The sequence below is a fragment of the Streptomyces sp. NPDC001315 genome (assembly GCF_042896175.1).
Classification (GTDB): domain Bacteria; phylum Actinomycetota; class Actinomycetes; order Streptomycetales; family Streptomycetaceae; genus Streptomyces.
Genome location: NZ_JBIAWZ010000013.1, coordinates 183,494 through 208,178 on the forward strand (window position 1 = coordinate 183,494; position 24,685 = coordinate 208,178).

24 protein-coding genes and 2 pseudogenes are annotated in these 24,685 nt (G+C 70.3%); 18 read left to right on the top strand and 8 right to left on the bottom strand.

What is annotated here, in order from left to right; all coding sequences use genetic code 11:
• Positions 1 to 18 precede the first annotated feature (18 nt).
• The 6 genes from ACFY16_RS29835 (at position 19) to ACFY16_RS29860 (ending at position 8,617) form a co-directional block, all read left to right on the top strand.
• A complete protein-coding gene (locus ACFY16_RS29835; RefSeq protein WP_390650320.1) occupies positions 19 to 1,449 on the top strand; it encodes a hypothetical protein in 1,431 nt (476 codons plus the stop codon).
• Positions 1,446 to 2,882: a VWA domain-containing protein gene (locus tag ACFY16_RS29840; protein ID WP_390650279.1), complete on the top strand. Its 1,437-nt coding sequence runs from the start codon at positions 1,446 to 1,448 to the stop codon at positions 2,880 to 2,882. The genes ACFY16_RS29835 and ACFY16_RS29840 overlap by 4 nt, the downstream gene beginning before the upstream one ends.
• A gap of 23 nt (positions 2,883 to 2,905) precedes the next feature.
• Complete coding sequence (locus tag ACFY16_RS29845; RefSeq protein ID WP_390650280.1) at positions 2,906 to 4,018, top strand: AAA family ATPase; 1,113 nt, start codon at positions 2,906 to 2,908, stop codon at positions 4,016 to 4,018.
• Positions 4,015 to 6,810: a hypothetical protein gene (locus ACFY16_RS29850; protein WP_390650281.1), complete on the top strand. Its 2,796-nt coding sequence runs from the start codon at positions 4,015 to 4,017 to the stop codon at positions 6,808 to 6,810. The genes ACFY16_RS29845 and ACFY16_RS29850 overlap by 4 nt, the downstream gene beginning before the upstream one ends.
• Positions 6,811 to 7,280: 470 nt before the next feature.
• The gene (locus ACFY16_RS29855; RefSeq protein ID WP_390650282.1) at positions 7,281 to 7,835 is read left to right on the top strand and encodes a hypothetical protein; all 555 of its coding nucleotides are present in this window, start codon (positions 7,281 to 7,283) and stop codon (positions 7,833 to 7,835) included.
• 113 nt (positions 7,836 to 7,948) lie between these two features.
• Positions 7,949 to 8,617 carry a class F sortase gene (locus ACFY16_RS29860; protein WP_390650283.1) on the top strand — a complete coding sequence of 223 codons (669 nt, stop codon included), beginning with the start codon at positions 7,949 to 7,951 and terminating at the stop codon, positions 8,615 to 8,617.
• A 182-nt stretch (positions 8,618 to 8,799) separates the two neighbouring features.
• Here ACFY16_RS29860 and ACFY16_RS29865 read toward each other — a convergent pair whose 3' ends face one another.
• A complete protein-coding gene (locus ACFY16_RS29865; protein WP_390650284.1) occupies positions 8,800 to 9,087 on the bottom strand; it encodes a hypothetical protein in 288 nt (95 codons plus the stop codon).
• A 274-nt stretch (positions 9,088 to 9,361) separates the two neighbouring features.
• On the opposite strand from ACFY16_RS29865, the gene ACFY16_RS29870 reads away from it, so the two are divergent.
• On the top strand, positions 9,362 to 9,721 hold the full coding sequence (locus ACFY16_RS29870) for a hypothetical protein (RefSeq protein WP_390650285.1): 360 nt from the start codon (positions 9,362 to 9,364) through the stop codon (positions 9,719 to 9,721).
• 203 nt (positions 9,722 to 9,924) lie between these two features.
• Here ACFY16_RS29870 and ACFY16_RS29875 read toward each other — a convergent pair whose 3' ends face one another.
• Positions 9,925 to 10,395, bottom strand: coding sequence for a MarR family winged helix-turn-helix transcriptional regulator (locus tag ACFY16_RS29875; protein ID WP_390650286.1), 471 nt, complete (start codon positions 10,393 to 10,395; stop codon positions 9,925 to 9,927).
• Positions 10,396 to 10,505: 110 nt separating this feature from the next.
• Here ACFY16_RS29875 and ACFY16_RS29880 point away from each other — a divergent pair, with 110 nt between their 5' ends.
• Both ACFY16_RS29880 and ACFY16_RS29885 read left to right on the top strand, forming a co-directional pair.
• Positions 10,506 to 11,588, top strand: coding sequence for a substrate-binding domain-containing protein (locus ACFY16_RS29880; protein WP_390650287.1), 1,083 nt, complete (start codon positions 10,506 to 10,508; stop codon positions 11,586 to 11,588).
• 293 nt (positions 11,589 to 11,881) lie between these two features.
• A complete protein-coding gene (locus ACFY16_RS29885) occupies positions 11,882 to 13,606 on the top strand; it encodes a purine-cytosine permease family protein (RefSeq protein WP_390650288.1) in 1,725 nt (574 codons plus the stop codon).
• 93 nt (positions 13,607 to 13,699) lie between these two features.
• Here the strand turns inward: ACFY16_RS29885 and ACFY16_RS29890 are convergent, their stop codons facing one another.
• The gene (locus ACFY16_RS29890; RefSeq protein WP_390650322.1) at positions 13,700 to 13,927 is read right to left on the bottom strand and encodes a hypothetical protein; all 228 of its coding nucleotides are present in this window, start codon (positions 13,925 to 13,927) and stop codon (positions 13,700 to 13,702) included.
• A 73-nt stretch (positions 13,928 to 14,000) separates the two neighbouring features.
• Here ACFY16_RS29890 and pgm point away from each other — a divergent pair, with 73 nt between their 5' ends.
• Entirely contained in the window at positions 14,001 to 15,641 is a 1,641-nt protein-coding gene (gene pgm / locus ACFY16_RS29895; protein ID WP_390650289.1) for a phosphoglucomutase (alpha-D-glucose-1,6-bisphosphate-dependent), read from the top strand.
• Between the two features lie 16 nt (positions 15,642 to 15,657).
• On the opposite strand, the gene ACFY16_RS29900 is transcribed toward pgm, so the two are convergent.
• The gene (locus ACFY16_RS29900; protein WP_390650290.1) at positions 15,658 to 15,837 is read right to left on the bottom strand and encodes a hypothetical protein; all 180 of its coding nucleotides are present in this window, start codon (positions 15,835 to 15,837) and stop codon (positions 15,658 to 15,660) included.
• 257 nt (positions 15,838 to 16,094) lie between these two features.
• Here ACFY16_RS29900 and ACFY16_RS29905 point away from each other — a divergent pair, with 257 nt between their 5' ends.
• A complete protein-coding gene (locus tag ACFY16_RS29905) occupies positions 16,095 to 16,268 on the top strand; it encodes a CsbD family protein (RefSeq protein WP_390650291.1) in 174 nt (57 codons plus the stop codon).
• A gap of 87 nt (positions 16,269 to 16,355) precedes the next feature.
• Here the strand turns inward: ACFY16_RS29905 and ACFY16_RS29910 are convergent.
• A pseudogene (locus ACFY16_RS29910) lies at positions 16,356 to 16,502 on the bottom strand (transcriptional regulator); the annotation flags it as partial.
• A gap of 1 nt (position 16,503) precedes the next feature.
• On the opposite strand from ACFY16_RS29910, the pseudogene ACFY16_RS29915 reads away from it, so the two are divergent.
• Positions 16,504 to 16,692 (top strand): annotated as a pseudogene (locus ACFY16_RS29915) (SDR family oxidoreductase); the annotation flags it as partial.
• A 204-nt stretch (positions 16,693 to 16,896) separates the two neighbouring features.
• Here the strand turns inward: ACFY16_RS29915 and ACFY16_RS29920 are convergent.
• The 3 genes from ACFY16_RS29920 to ACFY16_RS29930 form a co-directional block, all read right to left on the bottom strand.
• Positions 16,897 to 17,268 carry a YybH family protein gene (locus tag ACFY16_RS29920; RefSeq protein ID WP_390650292.1) on the bottom strand — a complete coding sequence of 124 codons (372 nt, stop codon included), beginning with the start codon at positions 17,266 to 17,268 and terminating at the stop codon, positions 16,897 to 16,899.
• 51 nt (positions 17,269 to 17,319) lie between these two features.
• Complete coding sequence (locus ACFY16_RS29925; RefSeq protein ID WP_390650293.1) at positions 17,320 to 18,033, bottom strand: SDR family NAD(P)-dependent oxidoreductase; 714 nt, start codon at positions 18,031 to 18,033, stop codon at positions 17,320 to 17,322.
• A 198-nt stretch (positions 18,034 to 18,231) separates the two neighbouring features.
• Positions 18,232 to 19,179, bottom strand: a complete 948-nt coding sequence (locus ACFY16_RS29930; protein ID WP_390650294.1) for a LysR family transcriptional regulator — start codon at positions 19,177 to 19,179, stop codon at positions 18,232 to 18,234.
• Positions 19,180 to 19,395: 216 nt separating this feature from the next.
• On the opposite strand from ACFY16_RS29930, the gene ACFY16_RS29935 reads away from it, so the two are divergent.
• From ACFY16_RS29935 to ACFY16_RS29960, 6 genes are all read left to right on the top strand, one after another.
• On the top strand, positions 19,396 to 19,701 hold the full coding sequence (locus ACFY16_RS29935; RefSeq protein WP_390650295.1) for a muconolactone Delta-isomerase family protein: 306 nt from the start codon (positions 19,396 to 19,398) through the stop codon (positions 19,699 to 19,701).
• Between the two features lie 123 nt (positions 19,702 to 19,824).
• Positions 19,825 to 21,096 (top strand): YbfB/YjiJ family MFS transporter, encoded by a 1,272-nt coding sequence (locus ACFY16_RS29940; protein ID WP_390650296.1) that lies wholly within the window; start codon positions 19,825 to 19,827, stop codon positions 21,094 to 21,096.
• Between the two features lie 164 nt (positions 21,097 to 21,260).
• Positions 21,261 to 21,866 (top strand): GPP34 family phosphoprotein, encoded by a 606-nt coding sequence (locus tag ACFY16_RS29945; protein WP_390650297.1) that lies wholly within the window; start codon positions 21,261 to 21,263, stop codon positions 21,864 to 21,866.
• Between the two features lie 157 nt (positions 21,867 to 22,023).
• Positions 22,024 to 22,767 carry a TetR/AcrR family transcriptional regulator gene (locus tag ACFY16_RS29950; protein ID WP_390650298.1) on the top strand — a complete coding sequence of 248 codons (744 nt, stop codon included), beginning with the start codon at positions 22,024 to 22,026 and terminating at the stop codon, positions 22,765 to 22,767.
• A 94-nt stretch (positions 22,768 to 22,861) separates the two neighbouring features.
• Positions 22,862 to 23,179 carry a hypothetical protein gene (locus ACFY16_RS29955; protein ID WP_390650299.1) on the top strand — a complete coding sequence of 106 codons (318 nt, stop codon included), beginning with the start codon at positions 22,862 to 22,864 and terminating at the stop codon, positions 23,177 to 23,179.
• Between the two features lie 10 nt (positions 23,180 to 23,189).
• Positions 23,190 to 24,260 carry a M14 family metallopeptidase gene (locus ACFY16_RS29960; RefSeq protein ID WP_390650300.1) on the top strand — a complete coding sequence of 357 codons (1,071 nt, stop codon included), beginning with the start codon at positions 23,190 to 23,192 and terminating at the stop codon, positions 24,258 to 24,260.
• Positions 24,261 to 24,685: the final 425 nt, after the last annotated feature.

The following is a 24,685-nucleotide window of genomic DNA, read 5'->3' on the forward strand; positions in this document are numbered from 1 at the left end:
CGCGAACTCGGTTCGAGCGTGGAGGAGCGTACGGACCTGCTCGCCGAACCGATCACAGGGCTCGACGAAGCCCTGGCCGCCGTCGACGCCTTCGACCGGGCTCTCGTCGGCGGTCTGCTCCGCCCCCGGTCCACCCAGGCCGCCGAGCTGACGGAACTCGCGCACGCCGTCGCGGGCACGCCCCTGGCCCCCAGGGTCGCCGAAGCCGCCGAGAAGGCGGCGGCCGGAGCCGCGGGCGAGGACCACTTCGTCGCCCTCGCCGCCGCGCGTACCGCACTCCTCGGCTCCGTCCACGACGCCCTGGTGACCCGGGTCGAGGAGGCGACGGGCCGGGCGCGTGGTGCGGAGACGGCCCCGACCCCCGCCGAGCAGCAGGCCGGGAACCTGCTGGCCGCCGCCCGCTCGTGGCTCTCCGACCTGGCACGCACCGGATGGCAGGGGATGGACCACGACGTGGTCTCCGGATCGGCACAGGTCGTCTCCGCGATGCTCCCGGACCCGTCCATGCGCCGTCTGGCGACCCTCCTCGACGGGTTCGCCGCCGAACTCGCCGCATCCTGCCCTGGCACGGCCCTGGAACGGATCCCGGCACGCCGCTGGGCCGACCTGTGGTCACGGGCGATGCTCCTGACGCTGCCCGGTGCCGCTGACGTGCCCGCCGCGGGGACGGCCACCGGCCGCCTGCTGCCCCTCGGCGTCGACATGCACGAACACGCGACCGCCGCACAGGCCCAGGTCCACGCCGTGTTCGAGCCCGCCGACGGCGCCTCGCCCCGCCTGGTGCGCGCTGGTGTCGCGGTGCCGAAGCCGGACACGGTCGTCGGCGCCGGAGTCTGGCAACTGCTCCGCCCGCACATGTCGTTGCTGGCCGCCGTCGGCGAGGGCCGCTCGATGGACATCGCCGACATGCCGATCACCGCCGAGGGCGACCTGATCTGGAGCGACGAGCACGCGCGTCCGGGCGAGCCGGCCGACGCCTTCGCCACCGCCCGCGTCGCCCTGTCCACCGCGAAGGCCTCGGCGACCGCACCGCTGGACCGGCATCCGGCGCGCATCGCCGTCCCCGTCTTCCTGGAGGGCTACACCGTCCGGAAGGGCGAGCAGAAGCACACCGCACCGGACGGCCGACCGGGCGACGGCATACTGACGTTCACTGTTGCCGGGCAGCCTCTCGCCGTCGACACCGACCGCATTCCGGCCGCCGGCCCGCTCACACCCGACGCCGTCGCGGCTTCGAGCGCGTGCATCGGGCTGCTGCGCTGGGACGCCGGGACGTTCGGCGTCCAGCCCCTCGCCGTCGAGACGACCGTACGGAAGAAGGCCGTCGCGATCCACGCCGGGGGATGGGCCGGCGGCACGACGGACAAGGCCGGCGCCAAGGCGGAGAAGGCGGCCACCGACGCCATCGTGGTGTTGCGCGAGCGCGCCGGAAGGCTGCTGCGGAAATGACCGACCGGACGAACGAGCAGAACCCGGAAGCGGCACCGCACGACAATCGCCGTCAAGTCCTCTACTGGCGGCTGCTCGCCCGTCTCTTCGACCACGAGGAGCAGGCGACCCTGGAGTCGTCGAGCCTCGCCGTCGTCGAGAACATGGGCTTGCCGCCCGCGCTGCTGGACCCGCAGGCGTCCGTCGACTCGATCGTGCAGCGCCACCCGGAACTGGCCGCCGAGTTCGACGGCCTGATGGTCCCCGAGACCGAGGCCGAGTCCACGGAAGAAGGTGACGGCGGACGCGACCGTGCGGCCGAGGTGCGGCGTGCCGCACTGGTGTCGAAGGTGCTGCTCAACGTCTTCGCCTCCGCTTCCGGCACCGTGACCGCCGGACAGCTGTCGCGCTGGCAGTCCGACGCGGGCTGGCTGGAGCGTGCCCTCGGCTGCAAGCCCGGCGAGCTGCGCGGCGGCCGGGCCGGCAGAAGCGCCGGGGGACCGGGCGTGAGCCCGACCGGCTCCGGCGGCGGCGGTACGACGCCTGACCTCAGCCGGTTGATTCCGGCGATCGGGCCGGAGCTCGGTGCCATCGAGGCCGACCTCGTCAAGCGGATGCACCTGCGCGAGGTGCTCGCCGACCCCAAGCTGGCAGCTCAGCTGACGCCCAGCATGTCGCTGATAGAGCAGCTGCTGCGGGACAAGAACAACCTGTCCGGTGTGGCCCTCGCCAATGCCAAGGACCTGATCCGCCGCTTCGTCGACGAGGTCGCCGAGGTGCTGCGCACCCAGGTGGAGAAGGCCACGGTCGGCGCCCTGGACCGCTCGGTCCCGCCCAAGCGGGTGTTCCGAAACCTCGACCTCGACCGCACGATCTGGAAGAACCTCACCAACTGGAGCCCGGAGGAGGAGCGGTTGTACGTCGACCGCCTCTACTACCGGCACACCGCCCGCAAGACCACGCCCCAGCGGCTGATCGTGGTCGTGGACCAGTCGGGCTCGATGGTCGACTCGATGGTGAACTGCACCATCCTGGCGTCGATCTTCGCCGGGCTGCCGAAGGTGGACGTCCACCTCATCGCGTACGACACCCAGGCGCTCGATCTCACACCGTGGGTGCACGACCCTTTCGAGACCCTGCTGCGCACCAACCTCGGCGGCGGCACCGACGGCACGGTCGCCATGGCGCTGGCCCGGCCGAAGATCGCCGAGCCCCGCAACACCGTCGTGGTGTGGATCTCCGACTTCTACGAATGGCGGACCGAGCCGCTGTTCGAAAGCATGGCCGCCATTCACCGCTCCGGGGCCAAGTTCATCCCCGTCGGCTCGGTGACCAGCTCCGGCCGCGCCAGCGTCAACCCGTGGTTCCGGGAGCGCTTCAAGGACCTCGGCACACCGGTCATCTCCGGCCACATCCGCAAGCTCGTCCACGAGCTCAAGACGTTCCTCGCTTAAGAATTTTTCAGAAAGGCACTGACATGTCCGACCTGTTGCGCGCCCCCGCCGAGCTCAAGTACGCCGAGGAACTGGACTGGCTGGAGTCGATCGACGACGGCCCCAAGCCCTTCGCCTGGCGTCTGTCGCCGAAGATGGTCCGCCTGTTCGTCCTCGGTTCCGAGCCCTCGGACGGCCTGGACCGGGAGATCTCGCAGAAGTGGTTCGGCGACCGCAGCTTCGTCGAGCGTTCCATCGTCACCCTGGCCTCCGACCGCGGCCTGCTGCTCATCGGCGACCCCGGCACCGGCAAGAGCTGGCTGGCCGAGCTGCTGTCCGCCGCGATCAGCCGCAACTCCACGCTCGTCGTGCAGGGCACGGCAGGCACCACCGAGGACCACATCAAGTACTCGTGGAACGTGTCCATGGTGATCGCCAAGGGCCAGTCGAGGGAGTCGATGATCCCCTCACCGATCATGACCGCCATGGAGTCCGGCGCGATCGGCCGTTTCGAGGAACTCACGCGCTCCACCAGCGACGTCCAGGACGCACTGATCTCGATCCTGTCCGAGAAGTACATCTCCGTCCCGGAGCTGGACAGCGACAACATCGTCTTCGCCAAGCCGGGGTTCTCCGTCATCGCCACCGCCAACAGCCGCGACCGGGGCGTCAACGACCTGTCCTCGGCGCTCAAGCGACGCTTCAACTTCGTACGCATCCCGGTGATGACCAACAAGAAGAGCGAGGCGGAGATCGTCCGCTTCCGCACCGAGGAACTGCTGCGCCGGCACCAGATCGAGCTGGACGTACCGCCGACGCTGCTGGATGTGCTGCTGCAGAGCTTCGCCGACCTGCGCGCCTCCGCGGCCGCGGCCGGCAGCGACGACGAGAAGCTCGAGTCCGCGCTGTCCACCGCCGAGCAGATCGGCGTGCTCGAGGACGCGATCCTGCACAGCAACTTCTTCGGCGAGCGCGCGCTGACCGCCCACACACTCGCCTCCTCGCTCGTGGGGTCGCTGGCGCGCCGCGAGCCGGAGGACCTGGCCATCCTCAACAAGTACCTGCACGGTGTCGTCGAGCCGCGCAGCAAGGAGGAGGGCGGGTCCTGGCCGGAGTTCCTGGAGGGCGGCCGCGACGCGATCGCCACCCTGTCATGAGCGGCCCGAACGAGGGTACGTTCACCGCACTGCGCACCCAACTTCAGGAAGCCGCCACGGCGTTCGCCGACGGACCCGGCGCGTTGGAGGGCATCCTCCTCGGCATCGTCGACGACGTCGACCGCGCGGTGCGCGAGCCGCTGGAGATCTTCCCGGTCTGCCATCACTCGCCCGCCTCGGCGATCGCGATGGCCCGCAGGCTGCGCGAGAAGCAGCCGAAGGTCGTGTACCTGGAGCTGTGCGAGGACATGGCACCGCTGCTGACCGAACTGCGCAACTGCCGGCTCCCGGTGGCGGTGCAGGCGTTCGCGACGGAGACCGAGGGCTTCCCGGCCGAGTGGTCGCCGCTGTCGGTGGTCGCGCCGATCACCGAGGCGTCGGCCGAGTACCAGGCGATCGCCTACGCCCTCGACACGCCGGGCGTGGAGCTGGTCCTCGTCGACCGCTCCTCGGACCACGTGTTCCAGTGGGACGCGCGCGGGGCGCAGTCCGCCGAGCCGGCCGATCCCGATGCCCCGCCGGCCGAGGAGGAGGCCGCGCTGCACGGCGACGCGGTCGGCGTGGAGATCGGCGACCTGCGGCCGCGCTTCGCCGAACTGGAGGAGCACCTGCTGCGCCACGGCCGGGTGCGGCACTGGTCGGAATGGTGGCACCAGTACGTCGAGCTGCCGCTCGGCGACAGCGACCACGACACCTACCGGCAAGTAATGCTGCTGATCGGCAGCCTCTTCCGGCGCCTCGCTCCCGGTGACCCCCACCGGGTGCGCGTGGACGAGGACCGCGAGCGCTACATGTGGACCAGGATGCGCGAGCACCTGACCGCGACCGGCACGGATCCGGCGGACTGCCTCTACGTCTGCGGCGCGTTCCACGCGGCCAGCCGTGTCGCGGAGTTCGGTGTCCAGGGCGCCGACACCTTCGAGATCGGTCCGCGCACCGCGACCAAGTGGCAGCACGGTCTGATCCCGTCCAGCCACGCCGCGATCGAGGCGCAGTTCGGCCTCGCCGCCGGCTCGGTCTCGATCGCCGCCACAGTGTGGGCGAAGAACGTGCGGCGCACGCGCGTGGAGCCGTTCCGCCTGGCCGGACAGGCGGGCACGAAGAAGACCAGGGCCAAGAAGGCCGCCGCCGCTCCGGTGCCGACGGCTCCGGCCGCGGACAGGCTGTCCGGTTTCCTGCAACGACCGCCCGTCCTCGACCGCCTCGACGAGGCCGAGCTGCTCGGCTGGTCGGTGGAGATCGTGCGCGCCGCACGTCGCAACGGCTACCTCGCCTCCACCGCCGACGCCATCGCGGTGTTCGAGACGTCGATCCTGCTCGCGGGCATGCGCGACCGGGCCAAGCCCACGCCGTACGACTTCCAGGACGCGGCCGTCACCTGCATCGAGAAGGACACCGTGCCGGGCCGGCGCGACGTACGCCGCCTCGTGGAGATCATGATGGGCGGCGACCGGATCGGCCAGGTCGGCTACGACGCGCTGCCACCCTTGGCCCGCGACGTGCACGACCGGCTCACGCCGCTGAATCTGAAGCTCCAGCAGCGCGGCGTGCAACGGGCGTTGCTGGACATCGCCTCCCGGCCGGAACTGGAGCGCTGCTCCGACGCGCTGTGGATGCTGCGATACCTGATGCCACAAGGCGCCGCGCGCCCGATCATGGGGGAGCGGCGCCTCGGCGAGCGGCCGATCCAGGAGTCGTGGGACCTTGCGCTGGGCACCCACCAACGTGCCCTCATCGAACTCGGCTATGAGGGCGTGAGCATCGAGCAGGTACTGGAGCAGCGCCTTCGACGCACGGCGTACGGCCCGCAGGCGACCGCGGCGACCGTCCTGGCCGCCGTCGAGGACGCGACGCTGTACTTGCGCAGCCGCCGCCTCGCCGACGAGCTGGGCACCCGCGCCCTGGAGGTCCTGGCGGCCGAACGCAGCGTCGACGGCGCGCCGGAGGTCCTGCGCCGGGTACGCCGGCTGCTGGCGTACTACCGCACCAGCGAGCCCGTACTGCCGCCATGGATCGAGTCCTTCGTCAAGGCGGGATACGCGCACTACTGCACCCTGTTGCCGACGGCGTTCACCGACGAGGACGCGACCGTCCGCCAGGTCGCCGCGATGCTCGGCTTCCTGTTCAGTATGGAGAGCCTGGCGCTGTCGCTGGGCTGCGACCGGACCCAGCTGGAGCTTGCGGTCGCGCAGTCTCATCCCCAGGACCCGTCGAAGACGGCGCTGCTGTGGGCGGCCCAGGCGCAACTCGGGCACCTGTCCCGGGCTGACCTGCGGACACGGTGCGACGAACTGCTGGGCAACCCCCTGGTGGTGCCCGCCTATCCGCGCTACCTCAGCGGTTTCGTGCACGCGCTGGAGCCGGTACCGAGCCTCACGGACTTCGTCGTGGAAGCGGTGTCGAACGCGTTCGCACGGTTGCCGGATCCCGTCCTCCTGCCGTGGCTGCCGACCCTGATCACCACCCTGCGGTCCGGCGGCGCCGAGCTGGCCCCGCTCCTGATCCGTGAGGCGGGCCGGATCTTCCCCGGCCGGCTCGAGGCGCTGGACGAGTGGGTGCCGCCGTGGCGGGAACGGCAGGAGCCGCAAGCCGGGCGGTCGGCGCGACGCGCGGGCTCCGGCCGGGGTGCCGTGCTCCTCGCCGCCCACCCCGCGACGTGCGACGCCGTGGCGAGCCTGCTGGGCTGCGACGGGACCTGGGAGACGGCGGATCCCGGCCCGCAGGGCGTGGCGCTGGTGGGCCGTCATCCGGATACGGCGACAGCCCTGGAGGCACTGCTGGCGGCGCGCTGACTGCTGCGGGGGAATCGGGCAGCGGGGCCCTCATGCCGGATCCGCCGTGGTGACGCGAGGGCGGATCCGGCTCGCGCGGAGCGGGAGAGCGGGAGAACAGGGGAGCGCGGGAACAGGAGCGCCGGGGGAGGAGGGGAGAAGCGGAGGCGGAGAGGCGGGGGCGGACCGGCTATCGGGGCGTCAGCGCGCCCCGCAGGCCGGGAGTGACGGGAGCGCCCCGCGCCTGCTCGACTCCGGACAACGGAACGGCTACGGGATCGACGGCCGGCATGCCGGAGAAGATCTCCGGCATGCTTCGCGACCGCCGGTCCCGGCCGCTGCGGTCGAGCACCGGGGCGGCAGGCGCTTAACCCGACTGAGCGCCCTGAATGGTGCGATCGATCGGCGTGACTGACGGTAGATCACGTCAAGGTCGGGTCAAGTCAGCTGATGAAGCGCCAGCTGCCCGGCTGCGATGGAAGGACCCTCACATGCGATCTGCCCGCATGCTGCTCGCCACGGCAGCGGCCACGGCTGCCCTTGCGGTCGCCACACCCGGGGCTCACGCGGCCGGCGACGACCGGGACAACGAGGACTCGTCGTACAGCAAGGAGCAGGACAAGGACAGTGACCAAGACTCGTCCTACAGCAAGGAGCGCGACGAGGACAGCAGCTACGACTCGCCGCGCGGTGGAGTTCACGCCGGTGGCGGTGCGCTGACCGCCCTGAGCAGCGACGACTGGGGTTCCGCGTCGGACTCGAAGCAGGACTCGGAGACGGACAAGGACAAGGACAAGGGCCAGGACAAGGACAGCGGGTACGACAAGGACAAGGACAAGGACAGCGGGTACGACCAGGGCAACGACAGCGGGTACGACAACGACGAGGGGAGCGACGAGCGCGACAAGCCCAGCGGCGGCATGCACACCGGAGGGGGTGGGCTGGCCGCACCGGGCGTCACCGCCGGCGGGCTGGCCGTCCTCGGTGTCGCAGCGACCGGCGTGTACGCGTTGCGTCGAAAGAAGGCAGCCGAGGGCGCGGCCTGACCATGCCTGACGTGATAGCAGCCGGGTCGCCACCGGTTGCCTTCCGTGGCGGCCCGGCCTGCTTCCCGCATGCCGTGCCTGCTCAGCTGCCGAGCCAGAGTGAGGTGGTCCCCATGGCAGCCAGTCCTCCTCCCCCTTCCGGAACCCAGCCGGCGCCCTCCGACGAGGGAACCCGCTCCTCCACCACATGGCTGTGGGGCGCGGCCTTCATGGTCCTGGCGGTGCTCATGCTCAGCGGCCGCAACTCGTCGTCCGATCCCGCTTACCCACCGCGCACCACACAAGCCGGCGCGTCGGCCTCGTCGGCCGCGCATCCGGTGGGAAAGCATCTGCCGAGATCCAGACCGAAGCGCCTGCTCATCCCCAAGATCTCCGTCGACGCTCCCTTCACCGACCTCGCCCTCGGGAGTTCGGGGCACCTGCAACCCCCGGCCGCCGACGACGTCAACCTGGTCGGCTGGTACGCCGAGGGGGCGTCCCCCGGAGAGGCGGGCACCGCGATCATCGCCGGGCACGTCGACACGGCGACGTCCGCGGCCGTGTTCGTGGACCTCTCCGAACTGGAGAAGGGTGACAAGTTCTACGTCGCGCGGGCAGACGGACGCAAGGCGTCGTTCGTGGTCGACGACGTCGAGACGTTCGAAAAGGATGACTTCCCCGACCGGCGTGTCTACGCCGACACCCCGCAAGCCCAGGTTCGACTCATCACCTGTGCGGGGGACTACGACCGTGACGTGAAGGACTACACCGAGAACCTGGTGGTCTTCGCCCATCTCATCTGATCAGGCCGACAGTCCAGCAACGGGGCGACGGACGCCGCGCGCAGAGGTGAGGTCAGGAGGTCGCAATGGTGGCTCCCGGAGATGTCGGGCGCCCGCAGCTGCGGCACGTCGTCCTTGTCGACGATCACGGCGCCACCGTCCCCGTTCGACGAGGCCCGGGCCCGTGCGCTGCCGCGCACCGCTCACACGAACCTGACGGGATGGACGTCCGTGCGCGCGACGGCCGCGTCACGCTCGGCGGCCAGGGCCGTGCGGCGTTCGTCGGACATGTAGCCGTCGTAGCCGGCCTGTGAGGTGAACTCGATCAACTGGATCTCGGTCGGGGCCGGATCCTGGCCGTCGGTGCGGGCCCGCCGCACAATCCGGCCGCCGTGCTCCTTCAGGAGCGCCAGAACCTTGTCCTCGTAGGCGACCAGGGCCTCGGTCGCGCCGGGCCGCGCCCACAACAGCACGCACAGTTGTATCTCCACGGCCCCCGACCCTATCCGGCTTTCCGAAGAGCGGAACGGCCCCGACCTGCATCACCGACGAGGTCTCCGCGTCCAAGCAGAGGGAGACTCGTCCGAGAGGCCGGGAGCTACGGTGATGACCGGTACCAGGGAAGGGCCGCGCGGTGTGGACCGGCGGCGTGAGGTTCGCAGGCGAGCCGCGGGGGTGCCGGCCGCCCGCCGCTCTCGGAAGCGGGCGGAGCGCCGGCGCCGTACGCCGGGAACGTCGGCGGAAGTCCGCCGCCGCGGTCGTGCCGTGAGGCGGCGGGTGTGGGGATCGCTGGCCGCGCTCCTCGGCGTCGTACTCATCGTGTTCGCGGCGATGACACTGCACGCGCCGGGGGACAATCCGGAGCTGTCCGTGGGAGTCGCGCTCGCCCTGCTGGCGCCGGGTGTCTACGGCGTGTGCGTGGGCGTCGTCGTCCTGCGCCGTGCGCGCGAGGAGTTGCCCGAGTCGCTCACCATGTGGGGACTGATGACATGGTTCGCCATGGTCGCCGCGATCCCGGCAGTCGCCTACGGGTCCACGTTCGGCGGACCGCTCATCGTGGGAGGGGTCTGGGGCGCGTTGCTGCTCCTCGGCTGCCGGCTCGTGCGCCGCGAGACGGACGACTGACCACGGGTGCTGTCGGCGGCCTCTCAGCATGTCGAGAGCGGTGAGCGCGCCATCCAGTTCGATGCGCTGCTCACCGGACTTGATGTCGCGGCCGAGGAGGCTCGCTCGATGGTGCGCAGGAATTGGCCATCATGCAGGAATCGGCCACCATACCGGCCACTACAAGGCGCAGGACCGGCTGCGCCGAGTTCGCCCTGGGCCCCTCAGGCCGATGTCGGCCGGGCGGCTCCCCGGGCGTTCGCCGCCGCGGTCCGCACATCGAGCGTGGCGGCCAGCAAGGGCAGTGCCCGGGCGAGTTCGCCGTGGTCGTCGATGGCGTCGAGGAGGCCGGTCTGTTCGGCATGGACGCGGTCGGCGGCGCGCTCGTGCAGGGCGCGGCCGCGGGCGGAGAGGTAGAGCAGGACGCGGCGGCGGTCGGCGGGGTCGGGGCGGCGGTAGACGAGGTTGTCGGCGACCATGCGGTCGACGAGCTTGGTGAGGCTCGGCGCGGGCATGAGCGCGTACTCGGCGATCTCGGTCATCGGGTGGCCCCGGCCGTCGGAGGTGCTCGACAGGACGCGCCACTGCTCGACCGAGCACCCCTCTTCGGCCAGCACGGCGGCGAGGCGCTGGACAAGGCGCCGCTCGGCATGGCTGAGCAGGTGGGCGAGATCCTGCGACGGTACGGACCGCATTGCCGGTGTCCTTCCGGTAGGTCTACTGTCCGACAGGTTAAAGGGCCTCCGCGAGGGCGCCGGGGCCGAGAGCGGGATCCGCGTCCCCCTTGCCCTCATGGAGGTGGGCTGTGCATCTGGGGCCGCCAGTACGGAACGGCAGCGCCGGCGAGACGCTGGCCGTGGCCCTGGTCGTGCCCTTGCAGGGCCCGGCGGGGGTCTTCGGGCCGGCCTGTGAACTGGCCGCGCAGCTGGCGGCGGAGGAACTCAACGCCGCGGGCGGGGTACTGGGGCGCGAGGTCCGGCTGGCCGTGGTCGACGGCGGGGCGCCGCCGGAGCGGGTGGCGGCCGAGGTCACGGCCCTGGTGTCGCTGGGCGCGGTGGACGCGGTGGTGGGCTGGCACACCTCGGCGGTGCGCCAGGCGCTGGTCCCGCGCCTCGCGGGCCGGGTGCCGTACGTGTACACCGCCCAGTACGAGGGCGGCGAGCGCGCTCCGGGCGTGTTCCTCACCGGGGAGACCGACGCGGCGCAACTGCTCCCGGCGATGCGGCTGTTGGCCGAGTCCGCCGGCGTGCGGCGCTGGTGCACGGTCGGCAACGACTACGTCTGGCCACGGGTCACCGCACACACGGCTCGCCGGTACGCCCGTGCGTGCGGTGGCCGGCTGCACGACGAGGTGTTCGTGCCGCTGGGGACGTACGAGTTCGGGCCGGTGCTGCGGCGGATCGAGCGGTGCGAGGCGGACGCCGTGCTGATGCTGCTGATCGGGGACGACGCCGCGCGCTTCAACCGGGCGTTCGCCGCGTGCGGACTGCACCAGCGGTGCCTGCGGCTGAGCACGCACATGGACGAGAACATCCTGCTGGCCACCGGCGCGGAGTCGACCGACGGGCTCTGGGCGACGGCCGGGTACTTCGAGACGCTGGCCACCGCCGAGAGCCTGGACTTCGGCGGTCGGTACGCGGCGCGGTTCGGAACAGAGGCCCCGGTCGTGGGCAGTCTCGGCGAATCGTGCTTCGAGGGCCTGCGGCTGCTCGCGGCGCTGGCGGAAGAGGCCCGGTCGCTGGACGTACGGGCGATGTGCGCGGCCGGCGACACGGTCTCCTACGAGGGGCCGCGGGGAGCGCTGCGGCTGCGTGGCAACCATCTCGACCAGCGGCTCTATCTGGCGCGGGCGGACGCCTTCGCGTTCGACATCGTGGCCCAACTCTGACCTCCCCTCCCACGTACCCGTTGACATTAACCCGTCGCAGAAATATTTTCTAGGGGAAGTATTTGACGCGGACCGGATACTGGTCGGCCTAGTTTCCAGAAATAAAGGGCCCGCTCATCAAATTCTTTAAAAGGCCAGCTCAGGCCGGTATCTACGCGCGTCGCAGAAAGTTTGGACAAGGCGCCTCCTTTTAAAGAACACGAAACCGTCGAGAAACAATGCGGCTGGAATCTTCCGTGGACCGCCCCGGGTCGTCCGGGGCGGCGGCCCTGGCTACGGAAGAGGGAAGCGCCGTGACGGAGATTGTCGACAACCAGGCACCGCCGGGAGTGGCGGACGCATCCGTCCGGGAGGCCGGTACGAGCGGCCGGAAGTACAACGGCTGGACGCAGAACGACACCCTGGAGGACTACTCGCTGCGCTACGCGCCCAAGTCCTTCCGCCGCTGGACGCCCTATGTCGTGGCGACCACGGCCCTGGGCGGCATCGCCTATCTGGCGGACTTCGCCATCGGTGGCTCGATCGCCATCTCCCACGGGTTCTCCAGCGCCCTGGTGGCCATCCTCGCCGCCGCCGTGACCATCTTCCTGACCGGCATCCCGATCTCGTACTACTCGGCGAAGTACTCCATCGACATGGACCTGCTGACCCGGGGCGCGGGCTTCGGCTATCTCGGCTCGACGCTGACCTCGGTCATCTACGCCAGCTTCACCTTCATCTTCTTCGCCCTCGAAGGTTCGATCATGGCCCAGGCCCTGGAACTGGGCCTGCACATACCGCTGGCCGTGGGCTACGTCATCTGCTCGCTGATCATCCTGCCGCTGGTGGTCTACGGCATGACGGCGCTGTCGAAGATGCAGGTGTGGACCCAGCCGATCTGGCTGGTCCTGATGGTCGCCCCGTTCGTGTCCATCGCGATCCAGGAGCCCGGGAAGTTCTCGGAGTTCACCCACTTCGCGGGCAACTCGCCGACCGGGTCGAGCATCAGCATGCTCGGCGTCGGGGCGGGTGCCGGCGTGGCCCTGTCGCTGATCGCGCAGATCGGTGAGCAGGTCGACTACCTGCGCTTCATGCCGGACAAGACGCCGGAGAACGCCAGGAAGTGGTGGGGCGCGGTGCTCTCCGCGGGCCCCGGCTGGGTGGTCCTCGGAGCGGCGAAGCAGATCGGCGGCGCGTTCCTCGCCTTCTACATCGCGGGCAGCGTGGGGCTCGCGAAGGCGAACGAGCCGATCCAGCAGTACGTCTCCGGGTTCAAGACGTTCGCCGCTCCTGTCGCGCTGGGTCTGGCCACCTTCTTCGTCATCCTCTCCCAGATAAAGATCAACTCGACGAACGCGTACTCCGGTTCGCTGTCCTGGTCGAACTTCTTCTCCCGCCTGACCCATCGTCACCCCGGCCGGATCGTCTACATCTTCCTCAACGTCGGCATCGCCCTGGCCCTGATGGAAGGCGGCGTGTTCGGCTTCCTCAACACGGTCCTGGGCTTCTACTCCAACGTCGCCATCGCCTGGATCGGCGCGGTCGTCGCCGACCTGGTCATCAACAAACCGCTGAAGCTCAGCCCCTCGTACATCGAGTTCAAGCGGGCCCACCTGTACAACTTCAACCCGGTCGGCTTCGGTTCGATGCTCATCGCCTCGGCGGTCTCCATCGCCGCCTACTTCGAGGCGTTCGGAGACTACGGCAAGGCCTACTCGCCGTTCATCGCGCTGTTCCTGGCCATGGCGCTCTCCCCGCTGTTCGCGGTGCTCACCAAGGGCAAGTACTACATCGCCCGCATCGACGACCTCGAAGAGCCGCTGCTCGCCGCGGACGGACTGCCCTCGGCGGCCACCCTGACCTGCTCGGTGTGCACGGACACCTTCGAGCGGCCCGACATGGCGAACTGCCCGTTCCACGCGGGTGCGATCTGCTCCCTGTGCTGCAGCCTGGAGAAGGACTGCCACGACTCCTGCAAGAGCGGCTCGGCCACCGGTCCGGTCGACCTCGCCCTGCCCACCGTGCGGTCCGCGGACTGACCTCCGCTTCGTCCGACGACGCCCGGCCGAGTCTCGCGACCCGGCCGGGCACGGTGCCACGGACGCGATCCGCAAGCCGCCACGGTCCCTTCGCTACGTCGACGAACGCGCGCCGAGAGCCGCCGTGAACGGGGTGACCGGGTGCTCCAGGCGTGCGTCGTCCACCGTGATGTCCACCGTCTCGTCGAAGAAGGCGAGAAGTACCGCGACGGCCGCCACCGCGGGCAGCGGCTGCGGGTAGCTCCGGAACGGACCCGAAGCCGAGCCGTCCGGGTCGGCGAAGGCGGGCAGCGGTCGTCCCGGCCGTGGCCGGTGCGGCACTCGCGGACCACTGCCGTGCCGGGGGAAGATGAGACCCGTAACCCATGGTCAACCGATACGGAGGAACGGGCAGATGCCGCACGAGCGAGCGGGCAGGCCGGCCGGACCCGAGGACCTCATCGACGTCGCCCGGCTGGTCACGGCGTACTATGCGCTGCACCCCGACCCGGCCGACCCGGGGCAGCGCGTGGCGTTCGGTACCTCCGGGCACCGAGGATCCTCGCTGGCGACGGCGTTCAACGAGGACCACATCGCCGCCACCAGCCAGGCCATCTGCGAGTACCGCGACTCCCAGGGCACCGACGGCCCCCTGTTCCTGGGCGCCGACACCCACGCCCTGTCGGAGCCCGCCAGGGTCACCGCCCTGGAGGTGTTCGCGGCGAACGACGTGACGGTGCTCATCGACAGCGGAGACGGATACACGCCCACTCCGGCGGTCTCGCACGCCATCCTCACCCACAACCGGGGCCGTACCTCCGGCCTCGCGGACGGGGTGGTCGTCACCCCCTCGCACAACCCGCCCGCCGACGGCGGCTTCAAGTACAACCCGCCGAGCGGCGGCCCGGCAGGCTCCGACGCGACCTCCTGGATCCAGGACCGGGCCAACGAGATCATCGCCGGTGGCCTCAAGGACGTACGGCGCGTTCCTTACACCCAGGCGCTCGCTGCCCCCGGCACCGGCCGCTACGACTTCCTGGGCACCTACGTCGCCGATCTGCCCAGCGTGCTGGACCTGGACGCGATCCGCGCGGCCGGCGTGCGCATCGGTGCCGACCCGCTGGGCGGCGCGTCGGTCGCCTACTGGGGCCGCATCGCCGAGCAGCACGGGATCGACCTGACCGTGGTGAACCCGCTCACCGACCCCGCATGGCGGTTCATGACACTGGACTGGGACGGCAAGATCCGCATGGACTGCTCGTCGCCGTACGCGATGGCCTCGCTCATCGAGCAGCGCGACCGGTTCCAGATCGCCACGGGCAACGACGCCGACGCCGACCGGCACGGCATCGTCACCCCGGACGCCGGGCTGATGAACCCCAACCACTACCTCGCCGTCGCCATCTCCTACCTGTTCTCCCACCGCGAGCAGTGGCCCGCCGCCGCAGGGGTGGGCAAGACGCTGGTGTCGTCCGGGATGATCGACCGGGTCGCAGCCGACCGCGGCCGTCAACTGGTCGAGGTGCCCGTGGGGTTCAAGTGGTTCGTGGACGGGCTGGTCGGCGGATCGCTCGGCTTCGGCGGAGAGGAGTCGGCCGGCGCGTCCTTCCTGCGCCGGGACGGCTCGGTGTGGACCACCGACAAGGACGGCATCATCCTGGCCCTGCTCGCCTCCGAGATCACCGCGGTCACGGAGCTGACGCCGTCGGAGCACTACGCCGCGCTGACCGCCCGCTTCGGCGAACCCGCGTACGCGCGCATCGACGCCCCGGCGACCCGCGAGGAGAAGGCCCTGCTTGCCAAGCTGTCGCCGGCGCAGGTCCGCGCGGACACCCTCGCCGGGGAGCCGGTCACCGCGGTGCTCACCCAGGCCCCCGGCAACGGCGCGCCCATCGGCGGCATCAAGGTGACCACGGAGAACGCCTGGTTCGCGGCCCGCCCCTCGGGCACCGAGGACGTCTACAAGGTCTACGCGGAGTCGTTCCTCGGCGCCGACCACCTCAGCCAGGTCCAGGACGAGGCCAAGCTCGTGGTCCTGGCGGCGCTGGGCGGCTGAGCCGAACGGTCGGCCGTCAGCGCTCCGCAGCGGGCGCCGGGGGCCGGCCATCGGGGCGGCCGGGTGGCGGTGACGGAAGGCCGAAACGGTCGGCGATGATCCGTACGGTGTGGGCGCCGTCGGCGTTGAAGTGGGGATCGGCGTCGTACGCGGGGGTGTACCGGCCGACGATCCCCGCGTCCAGGAGCCCGCGCACCAGCAGGCGTGGTCGGCCGTGTACGCGTCGTGTGTCACCCAGGTCCAGCCGGACAGTTCACCTGCGGTACGGGGAGGACGCCCCGCTTCGGTGAAGACGGCGGTCAGGGTGGACAGGGTCATGCACCCCGGGGCCGGGCACTGACAGTCGGCCGTCGGCCGGCTCCTGTGACAGCGGATCTTCGAGTTTAGGCGTAGCGACAAGGGTCACCCGGTGCTGTGGAATCGCTTGTCGACAGCGGTTTGGAGTGAGTGACAGTGGCTCGAGACCAGAAGGCCAAGGCCAAGAAGGAGCAGCTCAAGGGCAAGGCGAAGGAGACGGTCGGCCGCGCGGTGGGCAACGAGACGATGGCTGTCGAGGGGCAGGCCGAGAAGTCGAAGGGAGACGCCCGTCAGGCGAAGGAGAAGGCCAAGGACGTATTCCGGGACTGAGGAGCGCATCGCTGTGCGGCAGGGCCCACCCGATCCGGTGGGCCCTGCCGCACAGCAATGCGCTCGATCTCGATCTCAACCCCGATATCAACTCCTGGGAACCCCGTCGGCCGCGCCCGTGCCGATCGTCGTGTCCTGTGTCCCGTCGACGGACAGCAGTTCCAGCTGGGCGGCGCCTTCGGTGCCGGGCGGGGCGGTGAACCACAGCAGGCGCCGGCGCCCGTCCTCGCTGAACGGCCCGACCGCCACCGGTCTCTTCCTCGAGGGCAAGGACGAACAGACCGTCGCCCAACTGGCCGCGCAGCCCCCGCCGGAGCGCCTCGGCGCCCCCGCCGACATCGCCGAGGTCGTCGCCTTCCTCGCCTCACCGGCCGGCCACTGGGTCAACGGCCAGGTCGTGCGCGCCAACGGCGGCATCGTCTGAGCGCGGGGATTCCTTGCCGGCTTCTCAACGCGATCTCGGCTCCATGGTGCAGGAGTTCCCGACCGACCCGTCGGACGATGTGGATGAACGGGTCACTCGGATCGCTGCCACTCTCGACCTCGCTCGAGCGGGGGCCCCATCGCCCCCGCTCACCGGAGTGCCAAGGGCTGTCGCTTTCCCGCGACTTGATCGGCCGGACGGGCCCTAGTCGAGGCGGGAGACCTGGTAGTGGCTGATGTACCAGCCGTCCTCCACGCGCTGTACCAGGACGCTGAGATTGAGGCCCAGTGTGGGCCGGTCGGTGAACGAGAAGTCGACCCTCAGGTACCCGAGCACGAGGTGGTCGGCGGGCCTCCTGGTTTCGAGAATCCGATAGGCGACCGTCATCCCGAGGGGTTGGGAATCGTAGTAGTCGGCGACGCCCTTCCGCCCGACGCTGTAGGGGTGCAGTCCCTGGAAGATCGCGTCCTCGGTGAAGATGGCGGCGATCCGCTGCGGCTCGTGCCTGTCGACGCCTTCCTTCCACTGGTCGAGGACGCCGCGCAGGATCGCCTCAGGGTCTGTCGTGCTGTTCATCAGGGTCTCTCCTGCCGAGTGAAATCGTTCCTGCCCACGGCTCTCCGGAGGTCAGTGGCCGGCGCTCATGCCGCCGTCCACGTGGAGGATCTCGCCGGTGACGAACGGGGCGTTCTCCAGGTAGATCACCGCGTCGACGATGTCGCTCTGCTCGCCCATGCGGCCGACCGGGTGCAGGCCTGCGAGAGCCTCATGGGTTTCCTCGGGGTGCATGGGGGTCTTGATGGTGCCCGGCGAGACGGCGTTGGCGCGGATGCCGCGGGTGGCGTACTCGATGGCGAGGGACTTGGTGGCGGACTGCAGGCCGCCCTTGGTCAGGGAGGCGAGCACGGAGGGGACGCGGGAGTCGGCGTTGTCGACGAGGCTGGTGGTGATGTTGACGATATGGCCGCCGCCCTGGGTGAGCATCTGTGCGATGGCCAGCTGGGTGATGCGGAAGAAGCCGGTGAGGTTCACGCCGGTCACGGTGGCGTAGTCGTCCTGGGTGTAGTCGGTGAAGGGCTTGGCGACGAAGATGCCCGCGTTGTTGACGAGGGTGTCGATGCGGCCGAACCGTTCGATGCCGGCGGCGATGACGCGTTCGGCGGTGGCGGGGTCGGCGATGTCGCCCTGGATGGTCAGGAGGTCCGCATCGCTGGAGGGGGCGATGGTGCGCGAGGTGGCGACGACGGCGTAACCGAGCTCGCGGTAGGCGTCGACGATGCCGGCGCCGATGCCCTGCGAGGCACCGGTGATGACTGCGACCTTCTGGTTCTGGGAACTCATGGTGACCTTCTCTGGTGTGTGAGGTGGTGCGACCGACGGCCGCTAGCCGACCGGTCGACTATTCAGACCGTAGGGGGCGGGTCGAGAAGAGTCAAAGGTCATCGGGGCCGTTTCCGGGACCGGCTACCTCCTAGCTGGTAGGCCCAGACTCCCAGCACAGGCCGGCGCGACAGCGACGGATCGCAGGTCTCGCGCTCGTCACCGCTCGACTGGCGGAGCTGCCCGGTTCCGGTACGGGTCGTCGTCGGGCAGCCAGGCGTCCGGGGCGTTGATGCCCAGGTCGCCGACGCCGTCGCAGAGGGCATCGACGACGGCGAGGACTGCGGCACGGACCTCGCTGCGGCGCCAGACCAGGGACCAGGTCCAGTGGATCTCCGGCGCGACCACGGGGCGTCGCACCAGGTCGGGCGGCAGCGGAGTGGTCTGGCCCTTGGGCGAGTTGATGAGCGGGCGGCTGCTGCGGCGGACGTGGTCGAAGAAGGCGGGGCCGGTGATGCCGCCGTCGGAGATGCGCACCGCGTGGGCCCCTGTGTCCTGGGCGAGTTCTTCGGCGTAGACGTTCCAGGACGCCCAGGAGGTGGTGTCGTCGTCGAGGACGACGGCGGTGTCCTGGGCGGGTATGTCGCTCGTGTCGCTACCGGTGGCGATGGCGTAGAGCCGGTCGGCGCCGAGGAGCCGGGCGCGCAGGCCGTGTCGCTCCAGGTCATGGCTCCGTACCCAGCACACCGCGAGGTCGAGACTGCCGTCGGCTACCCGGGCGGCCTGGGTGTGGGAGGGTGCGATCCATGCGTCGACATGGAGTTGGGCCACCGCGGAGGTGGTGGCGGTCAGGTCCGCGGGAAGCCAGTTGACGTAGCCGAGCCGGACAGGTTCCGATCCGGCCAGTCGGCCGGCGCGACGCTGGAGGTCCGTGGCCCGCTCCAGCAGGGCGCGGGTGTGCGGGAGCAGAGCGGCACCGGCCGGGGTGAGGGACACCGAGCGCCGGTCGCGGTCGAACAGGCGTACGCCGAGATCGCGCTCCAGGGCCTTGATCTGCTGGGACAGCGAGGGCCCGGCGATCAAGAGCCGCTCGGCGGCCCGCCCGAAGTTCAGCTCCTCGGCGACCGCGACGAAGTACCGCAGTTGGCGCAGCTCCACGCCCACCATGCTACGTCGGTGGGAGGTTGCGCCTACCAGCAGGGAGAACGCCGGTCGTGGCGTCCTCCGGGCCGGCAGGCACACGATAGGGGATATGGACGCTGCCGGTGCCAGGGCGGCGGCCACCGTACGACCACAACGGCCGCTTCGGCATCCGAGAACAACACCGCCTTCCCCCGTGGCGTGTCGGCGTGAGCCGGGCGCCCCACTGAACGGAGCAGGACCATGCGCGAATTCCTGGTTGAGATCACCACCACCGTGCCCGAGGGCACCAGCCAGGACGAGGTCGACCGGCGCCGCGCCGCCGAAGCCGTCCGCGCCAAGGAACTGGCCGCCACCGGCAACCTGGCGCGCCTGTGGCGCCCGGTCGGCGAACTCCGCAGCGTCGGCATCTGGTGCGCCGCCGACGAGGACGAACTCCACGAGAAGGTGCTCGGCACGCTGCCGCTGCGCCCATGGATGACTCTCACCGTCACCGCACTCGAATCCCACCCCAACGACCCGGGACGATCCGATCACCCCTCTGCGTGACGATCCACGCACCCGCTCAGTCGGCTCTCCGCCGCCCGGCCGCGGTTCGACCGCGAGCCGCGCGCCACGACCGTGAGCCGCACCCCACCTTGCCTTCGTATCCCCGTTGTTGAGGAACATGTCATGCGCGCAGTGCCCCTGCGACCCTCGTCCGTTCCCTCGGGCGGCTTTCTCCGCTCGCCCTGGGGCCACGTCGTCCAGGCCGCCGCGGCGCTCGCCGCGGGCATGGGGGTCGGCCGCTTCGTCTACACCCCGATCCTTCCCCTGATGCACGCTCAGGCAGGGCTGTCCGCCGGCGCCGGCGCGAACCTGGCCACCGCCAACTATGTCGGCTACCTCATCGGCGCGCTCACCGGCATTCTGGTGCCCGCACTGGTCCGCTCGCCCACGGTTCTGCGCGGCTCGCTGATCGTGCTGACCGGCAGCCTGGCCGCGATGCCCGCCACGCACGACACGGCTGTGTGGCTCGTGCTGCGGCTGCTGGCCGGAGCGGCCAGCGCGCTGATCTTCGTCGTCGCGGTCAGCTCACTCCTCAGCCACCTGAGGGAACACCCCGCCCACCTGCCCGGCTGGGCCTTCGGCGGAGTCGGAGCCGGAATCGCACTGTCCGGCCTGCTGGTCCTCGTCCTGCGGTCCGTTGCCGACTGGGAGGCCGCCTGGTGGGCCTCGGCCGTACTCGCCGCCGTACTCGCCGCCGTCTCGTGGAACCTACGCCCCGAAACGGCTCCGGCGACCACGCGGGAGTCCCCGACAGCTGTGGCCGGTCCGTCCTCGCCGCGCACGCACCGCTGGTTCAGCATCCTGTTCGCGAGCTACACCTTGGAGGGCATCGGTTACATCGTCGCCGGCACCTTCCTGGTCGCCGCGATCGGTCAGGGCTCCCCGGGCTGGATCGGCAGCGGCGCCTGGGTCCTGGTCGGCGTCGCGGCCGTGCCGTCCTCGGCGCTGTGGGCCTGGCTCGGGCGTCGCTGGTCCCGCCCGGATCTCCTGCTGGCGGCGCTCTTCCTCCAGGCGGTCGGCATCGCCCTGCCCGCCCTCGTCGGCGGCGTGGCGGCTGCCCTGGTCTCCGCGGTCCTGTTCGGCGCGACGTTCATCGGCGTGAGCACCATCGCCCTGGCCGCGGGTGCCCATCTGCGGTTCCCCCGCTCCGTCGCCCTGCTGACCGCCGGATACTCCGTCGGCCAGATCCTCGGCCCCCTGCTCGTCGCCCCCTTGCTTCATGACGGCTACCGGCAGGCCCTGATCCTGGCCGCCCTGATGGTGCTCGCCGCCGCTGCTGCCGCCGCCGTCCTGCGCATCGGCTTCCCCCACCACATGGCCGCCGTACGGCGCGCCGTCCCCGTACCACGGTCGGCACCGGCGGAGACTGTCGCGATGCGGGCCGACCGCCCCTGACGAAGCAGGTCTGCAGTCGAGCGGCGGGAAGCTCCCTTTCCCGGACACCGCCCGCGGCGTGCCGCCGGACCGACGCCCGCCGCGTTCGGCAGCGCACCCGGCACCGTCCCGGCAGCTCAGCGAAATGCAGTAACTCCGCCAATGTCTCTGATCTGGAGTCATTCATGACCACACCCACGGATCTGATGATCGTCGCCACGGACGTGAGGTCCGCCCGTCCGGTGGAGCCGGGCGACCTGTCGCTGGCTCTCGCGGGAGCCGAGGTGATCGACCTCCTCGGCGCGGAGGCCCTGACCCTGCGGGGCGACCACATCGTGCCCGGCCTGCAGCCGGCAATGGGTGATGACCTGTTGGACGAGGCGGCGTCCTCGCTCGTCCGGCAGGAACCGTACGAGTCGGTCGAGGACTGGTTGTGGCGCCGGGGCCGCGGCCTGTCCCGGGCCTACCTCGCCGCTCTGGAGAGAGAGGGAGACATCACCTGGCAGCGGCGCCGCTGGAATCCGCTTCGGACCACCCGGACGGCACGGGCCGACTCACCGGCCCGCCGCCACGCGGCCGACCGCTGGGCATCGGGCGAGCCGGTCCTCGCCGCCCTCGCCGCCGCCGTCGGGATCGTCGACCAACCGACCGAAGAATTCCCGGACGCAGTGAACGACGCGGTCGTGACCGTACTGGCCGCCGTCAACGACGCGGTGATGGAACTGGAAGCCGTACGACAACGGCGGGCCATCGAAGACGCCGCCTTCGACAACATCTGGCGCGGCGAATGACCGGGGCACCGCGTTCACACGGCTTGTCCTCGCCTCGCAGGAGGTTGGTCATGGGATCGGAGCCGGTTTCCCAGGCGGATATTCAGTACAATTATGAATGATATTTACCTTGTATCCCTGTCGGCTGGGGCCCCGGCCCCGCGATAGGAGCGCGGACATGGTTGAGCGGGACGGTCCGGAGAAGCGGCGGCGCCTGAGTCGCCCGCTGGTCCTCGCCGCGGCCGTCGCCCTGGTCGACCGGGAGGGGCTCGCGGCGCTGACCATGCGGCGCCTGGCGACTGACCTGGGCGTCGAGCCGATGGCCATCTACCGCTACACCGCCGGCAAGGAGGCACTGGTCGACGGCCTGGTCGAGGCCCTCTTCGCCGAGGTCAACGACCGGCTGCGAACCTCGGCGGAGGAGAGCCGCTCCGACCGGCGCACCGAATCCGCCGACCTGCCCTGGCGCATGGAACTGCGCCGGATCGCACGTGCCTTCGCCTCCGTGGTGCACGCCCACCCCGAGATCCTGCCCGTGGTGGCCACGCGCCCGCTCAGCGTGCCGGTGGCCCGGCGCCCGGCGCCGCTGCTCCAGCTCACCGAGCACATCCTCGCGGTACTCGGCCGGGCCGGCTTCGACGACGCCACCGCGCTGACGATCTACCGCACCTTCGTGGCCTGGAACCTCGGCTGTCTCCTGGTGGACAAGCGCCAAGTGGTCGACAACCCCGACGAGCCGGATCTGATGCTGCGTCTGGGCCTGCACCGGCTGCCCGCCGCCGAGTACCCGCGCCTGCGTGCGCTCGTCCCTCAACTCGCCGAGTACGACGACGAGCAAGAGCTGATCGCGGGCCTCGACTGCCTGCTGAGCGGGATGCCCGAGCCGCCCCTTGACTCGTTCTACGGTGGAAGCGCACCCTGAGGATACGAGGTACACATCGGACATATGTATACGTCAGCATCCGCGTCGTCGGCATCGCTGATGTGAAGCCGTCGGCGCCCGAAAGAGGCCCGCCATGTCCACCGCTCCGCACCAGACCCTCCGTGTCCGCGTCACCGCCAAGGACGCCGAAACCCTGCGCGCACTCCTGCGTGAGGCACATCCCGACGTCGGGGGGCGTCCCCGCCAGGCAGACGACGGAAGCTTCAGCATCGAGGCCTATGTCTCCCCCGAGCAGGCCGAGGCCCTCGAGCGCGAGGGCGTGTCGGTCAGGGCGCTCGAGGATGTCACAGCCACCGGCCGGGCCCGCCAGGCCGAGGTCGGTGAGGGAGACCGGTTCGCCCCCGAGGACGCCATTCCGCACGGGCTGGCCCTCAAGGTGAAGGACGCCTAGGAGGGACACCATGCCGTACCTGAACACCACCGAGGTCGAGTCCGCCGTGACCAGCCTGGCCACCGCGTTCCCGTCCGCATGCGACATCATCGAGCTGCCCGAGCCCTCGGTCGAAGGCCGTGTCTGCCACGCCCTGCGGATCGGCACGGCCCCGGCCGGCACGAAGGACTGCACCGTACTGATCGGCGGTGTGCACGCCCGCGAATGGGGCAGTTGCGAGGTCCTCGTCCACCTCGCCGCCGACCTGCTGGAGGCACACAGCGGCGGTACGGGCCTCGTCTACGGCGGTACGAGCTTCACCTCCGACCAGGTGCGCAGGATCCTCGACGACCTGGATGTCGTGATCTTCCCGCTCGTCAACCCGGATGGCAGGCACTACAGCCAGAACGTCGAACCGATGTGGCGGAAGAACCGCAACCCGGCGAACTCCGGCGGCGACCCCGCCCGCATCGGCGTCGACATCAACCGCAACTTCGACTTCCTCTTCGACTTCGCCACCGCCTTCGACCCGACCGCCGGGCCCCGGGTCTCCGCCGATCCGGGCGATCTCCAGGTGTACCAGGGCCCCAGCCCCTTCTCGGAGCCCGAGACCCGCAATGTCCGCGCGCTGCTCGACGCGTTCCCGCGGACCCGCTGGTTCGTCGACGTGCACAGCTACTCCGAGGACATGCTCTTCGTCTGGGGAGACGACGAGAACCAGTCGGTCGACCCGGCCATGAACTTCCTCAACCCCTCCTTCGACGGCACACGCGGAGTGGCCGGCGACCCGGCCTACGCGGAGTTCATCCCGAACGGCGACGCCGACGACGCCGCCGTGCTCGCCGAGCAGTTCTGCCAGGGACTGAAGGGTGTGCGCGGCAGTGTCTACACCCCGATGTCCGCCTTCCATCTGTACCCGACCTGCGGAACCAGCGACGACTACGCCTACTCCCGTCACCTCGTCGATCCCCACAAGGGCAAGATCCTCGCTTTCACCATCGAGTGGGGCGAGAGCTTCCAACCGCCGTGGCCGGAGATGGAGCGGATCATCCTGGACACCGACGCCGGGCTGGTGCAGTTCTGCGTGGCTGCTCTCAGCTAGGACCTGTCGGCACAGTTCCCTTCCTGGCCGAGTGTGATCGAGTGCGGTCGCCTTCGGCGCACTACTCCTTCGTCGTGTCCAGGCCCGCATCGAAAGCGGGGTCGGGATCGAAGGAGCGGTGGTAGCTCTCCGGCGGAGCGAGGTAGCTCGCGGGCAGCGTCCCTGGCGGACGGCGAGCGCGTTGCGATCCGCCCAGTAGTACTTGAGATTCATCAAGTACGCGCCGCGGATCGGATAGTCGACGAGTCCGTAGAAGGCGTCCCGGTAGGTGTCGGGGAGCTTGGCGCCGAGCGTCTGGGCGCGGGCCGGCACCTTCCGGCAGGCGGCCAGCCGGCGGTCCGCCTCGTCGCCGTGATGCACGGTCGAGAAGATGCCGCGGTCGATGAACTCCGGACGCCGTTCCGCAGCGAGGCGGTAGTACTCCG

Excerpts from the sequence above, each read along its gene's own strand:
- ACFY16_RS29840 (WP_390650279.1), top strand. The coding sequence starts at position 1,446 with ATGACCGACCGGACGAACGAGCAGAACCCGGAAGCGGCACCGCACGAC.
- ACFY16_RS29845 (WP_390650280.1), top strand. The coding sequence starts at position 2,906 with ATGTCCGACCTGTTGCGCGCCCCCGCCGAGCTCAAGTACGCCGAGGAA.
- ACFY16_RS29850 (WP_390650281.1), top strand. The coding sequence starts at position 4,015 with ATGAGCGGCCCGAACGAGGGTACGTTCACCGCACTGCGCACCCAACTT.
- ACFY16_RS29855 (WP_390650282.1), top strand. The coding sequence starts at position 7,281 with ATGCGATCTGCCCGCATGCTGCTCGCCACGGCAGCGGCCACGGCTGCC.
- ACFY16_RS29860 (WP_390650283.1), top strand. The coding sequence starts at position 7,949 with ATGGCAGCCAGTCCTCCTCCCCCTTCCGGAACCCAGCCGGCGCCCTCC.
- ACFY16_RS29875 (WP_390650286.1), bottom strand. The coding sequence starts at position 10,395 with ATGCGGTCCGTACCGTCGCAGGATCTCGCCCACCTGCTCAGCCATGCC.
- pgm (WP_390650289.1), top strand. The coding sequence starts at position 14,001 with ATGCCGCACGAGCGAGCGGGCAGGCCGGCCGGACCCGAGGACCTCATC.
- ACFY16_RS29920 (WP_390650292.1), bottom strand. The coding sequence starts at position 17,268 with ATGAACAGCACGACAGACCCTGAGGCGATCCTGCGCGGCGTCCTCGAC.
- ACFY16_RS29925 (WP_390650293.1), bottom strand. The coding sequence starts at position 18,033 with ATGAGTTCCCAGAACCAGAAGGTCGCAGTCATCACCGGTGCCTCGCAG.
- ACFY16_RS29930 (WP_390650294.1), bottom strand. The coding sequence starts at position 19,179 with ATGGTGGGCGTGGAGCTGCGCCAACTGCGGTACTTCGTCGCGGTCGCC.
- ACFY16_RS29935 (WP_390650295.1), top strand. The coding sequence starts at position 19,396 with ATGCGCGAATTCCTGGTTGAGATCACCACCACCGTGCCCGAGGGCACC.
- ACFY16_RS29940 (WP_390650296.1), top strand. The coding sequence starts at position 19,825 with ATGCGCGCAGTGCCCCTGCGACCCTCGTCCGTTCCCTCGGGCGGCTTT.
- ACFY16_RS29945 (WP_390650297.1), top strand. The coding sequence starts at position 21,261 with ATGACCACACCCACGGATCTGATGATCGTCGCCACGGACGTGAGGTCC.
- ACFY16_RS29950 (WP_390650298.1), top strand. The coding sequence starts at position 22,024 with ATGGTTGAGCGGGACGGTCCGGAGAAGCGGCGGCGCCTGAGTCGCCCG.
- ACFY16_RS29955 (WP_390650299.1), top strand. The coding sequence starts at position 22,862 with ATGTCCACCGCTCCGCACCAGACCCTCCGTGTCCGCGTCACCGCCAAG.
- ACFY16_RS29960 (WP_390650300.1), top strand. The coding sequence starts at position 23,190 with ATGCCGTACCTGAACACCACCGAGGTCGAGTCCGCCGTGACCAGCCTG.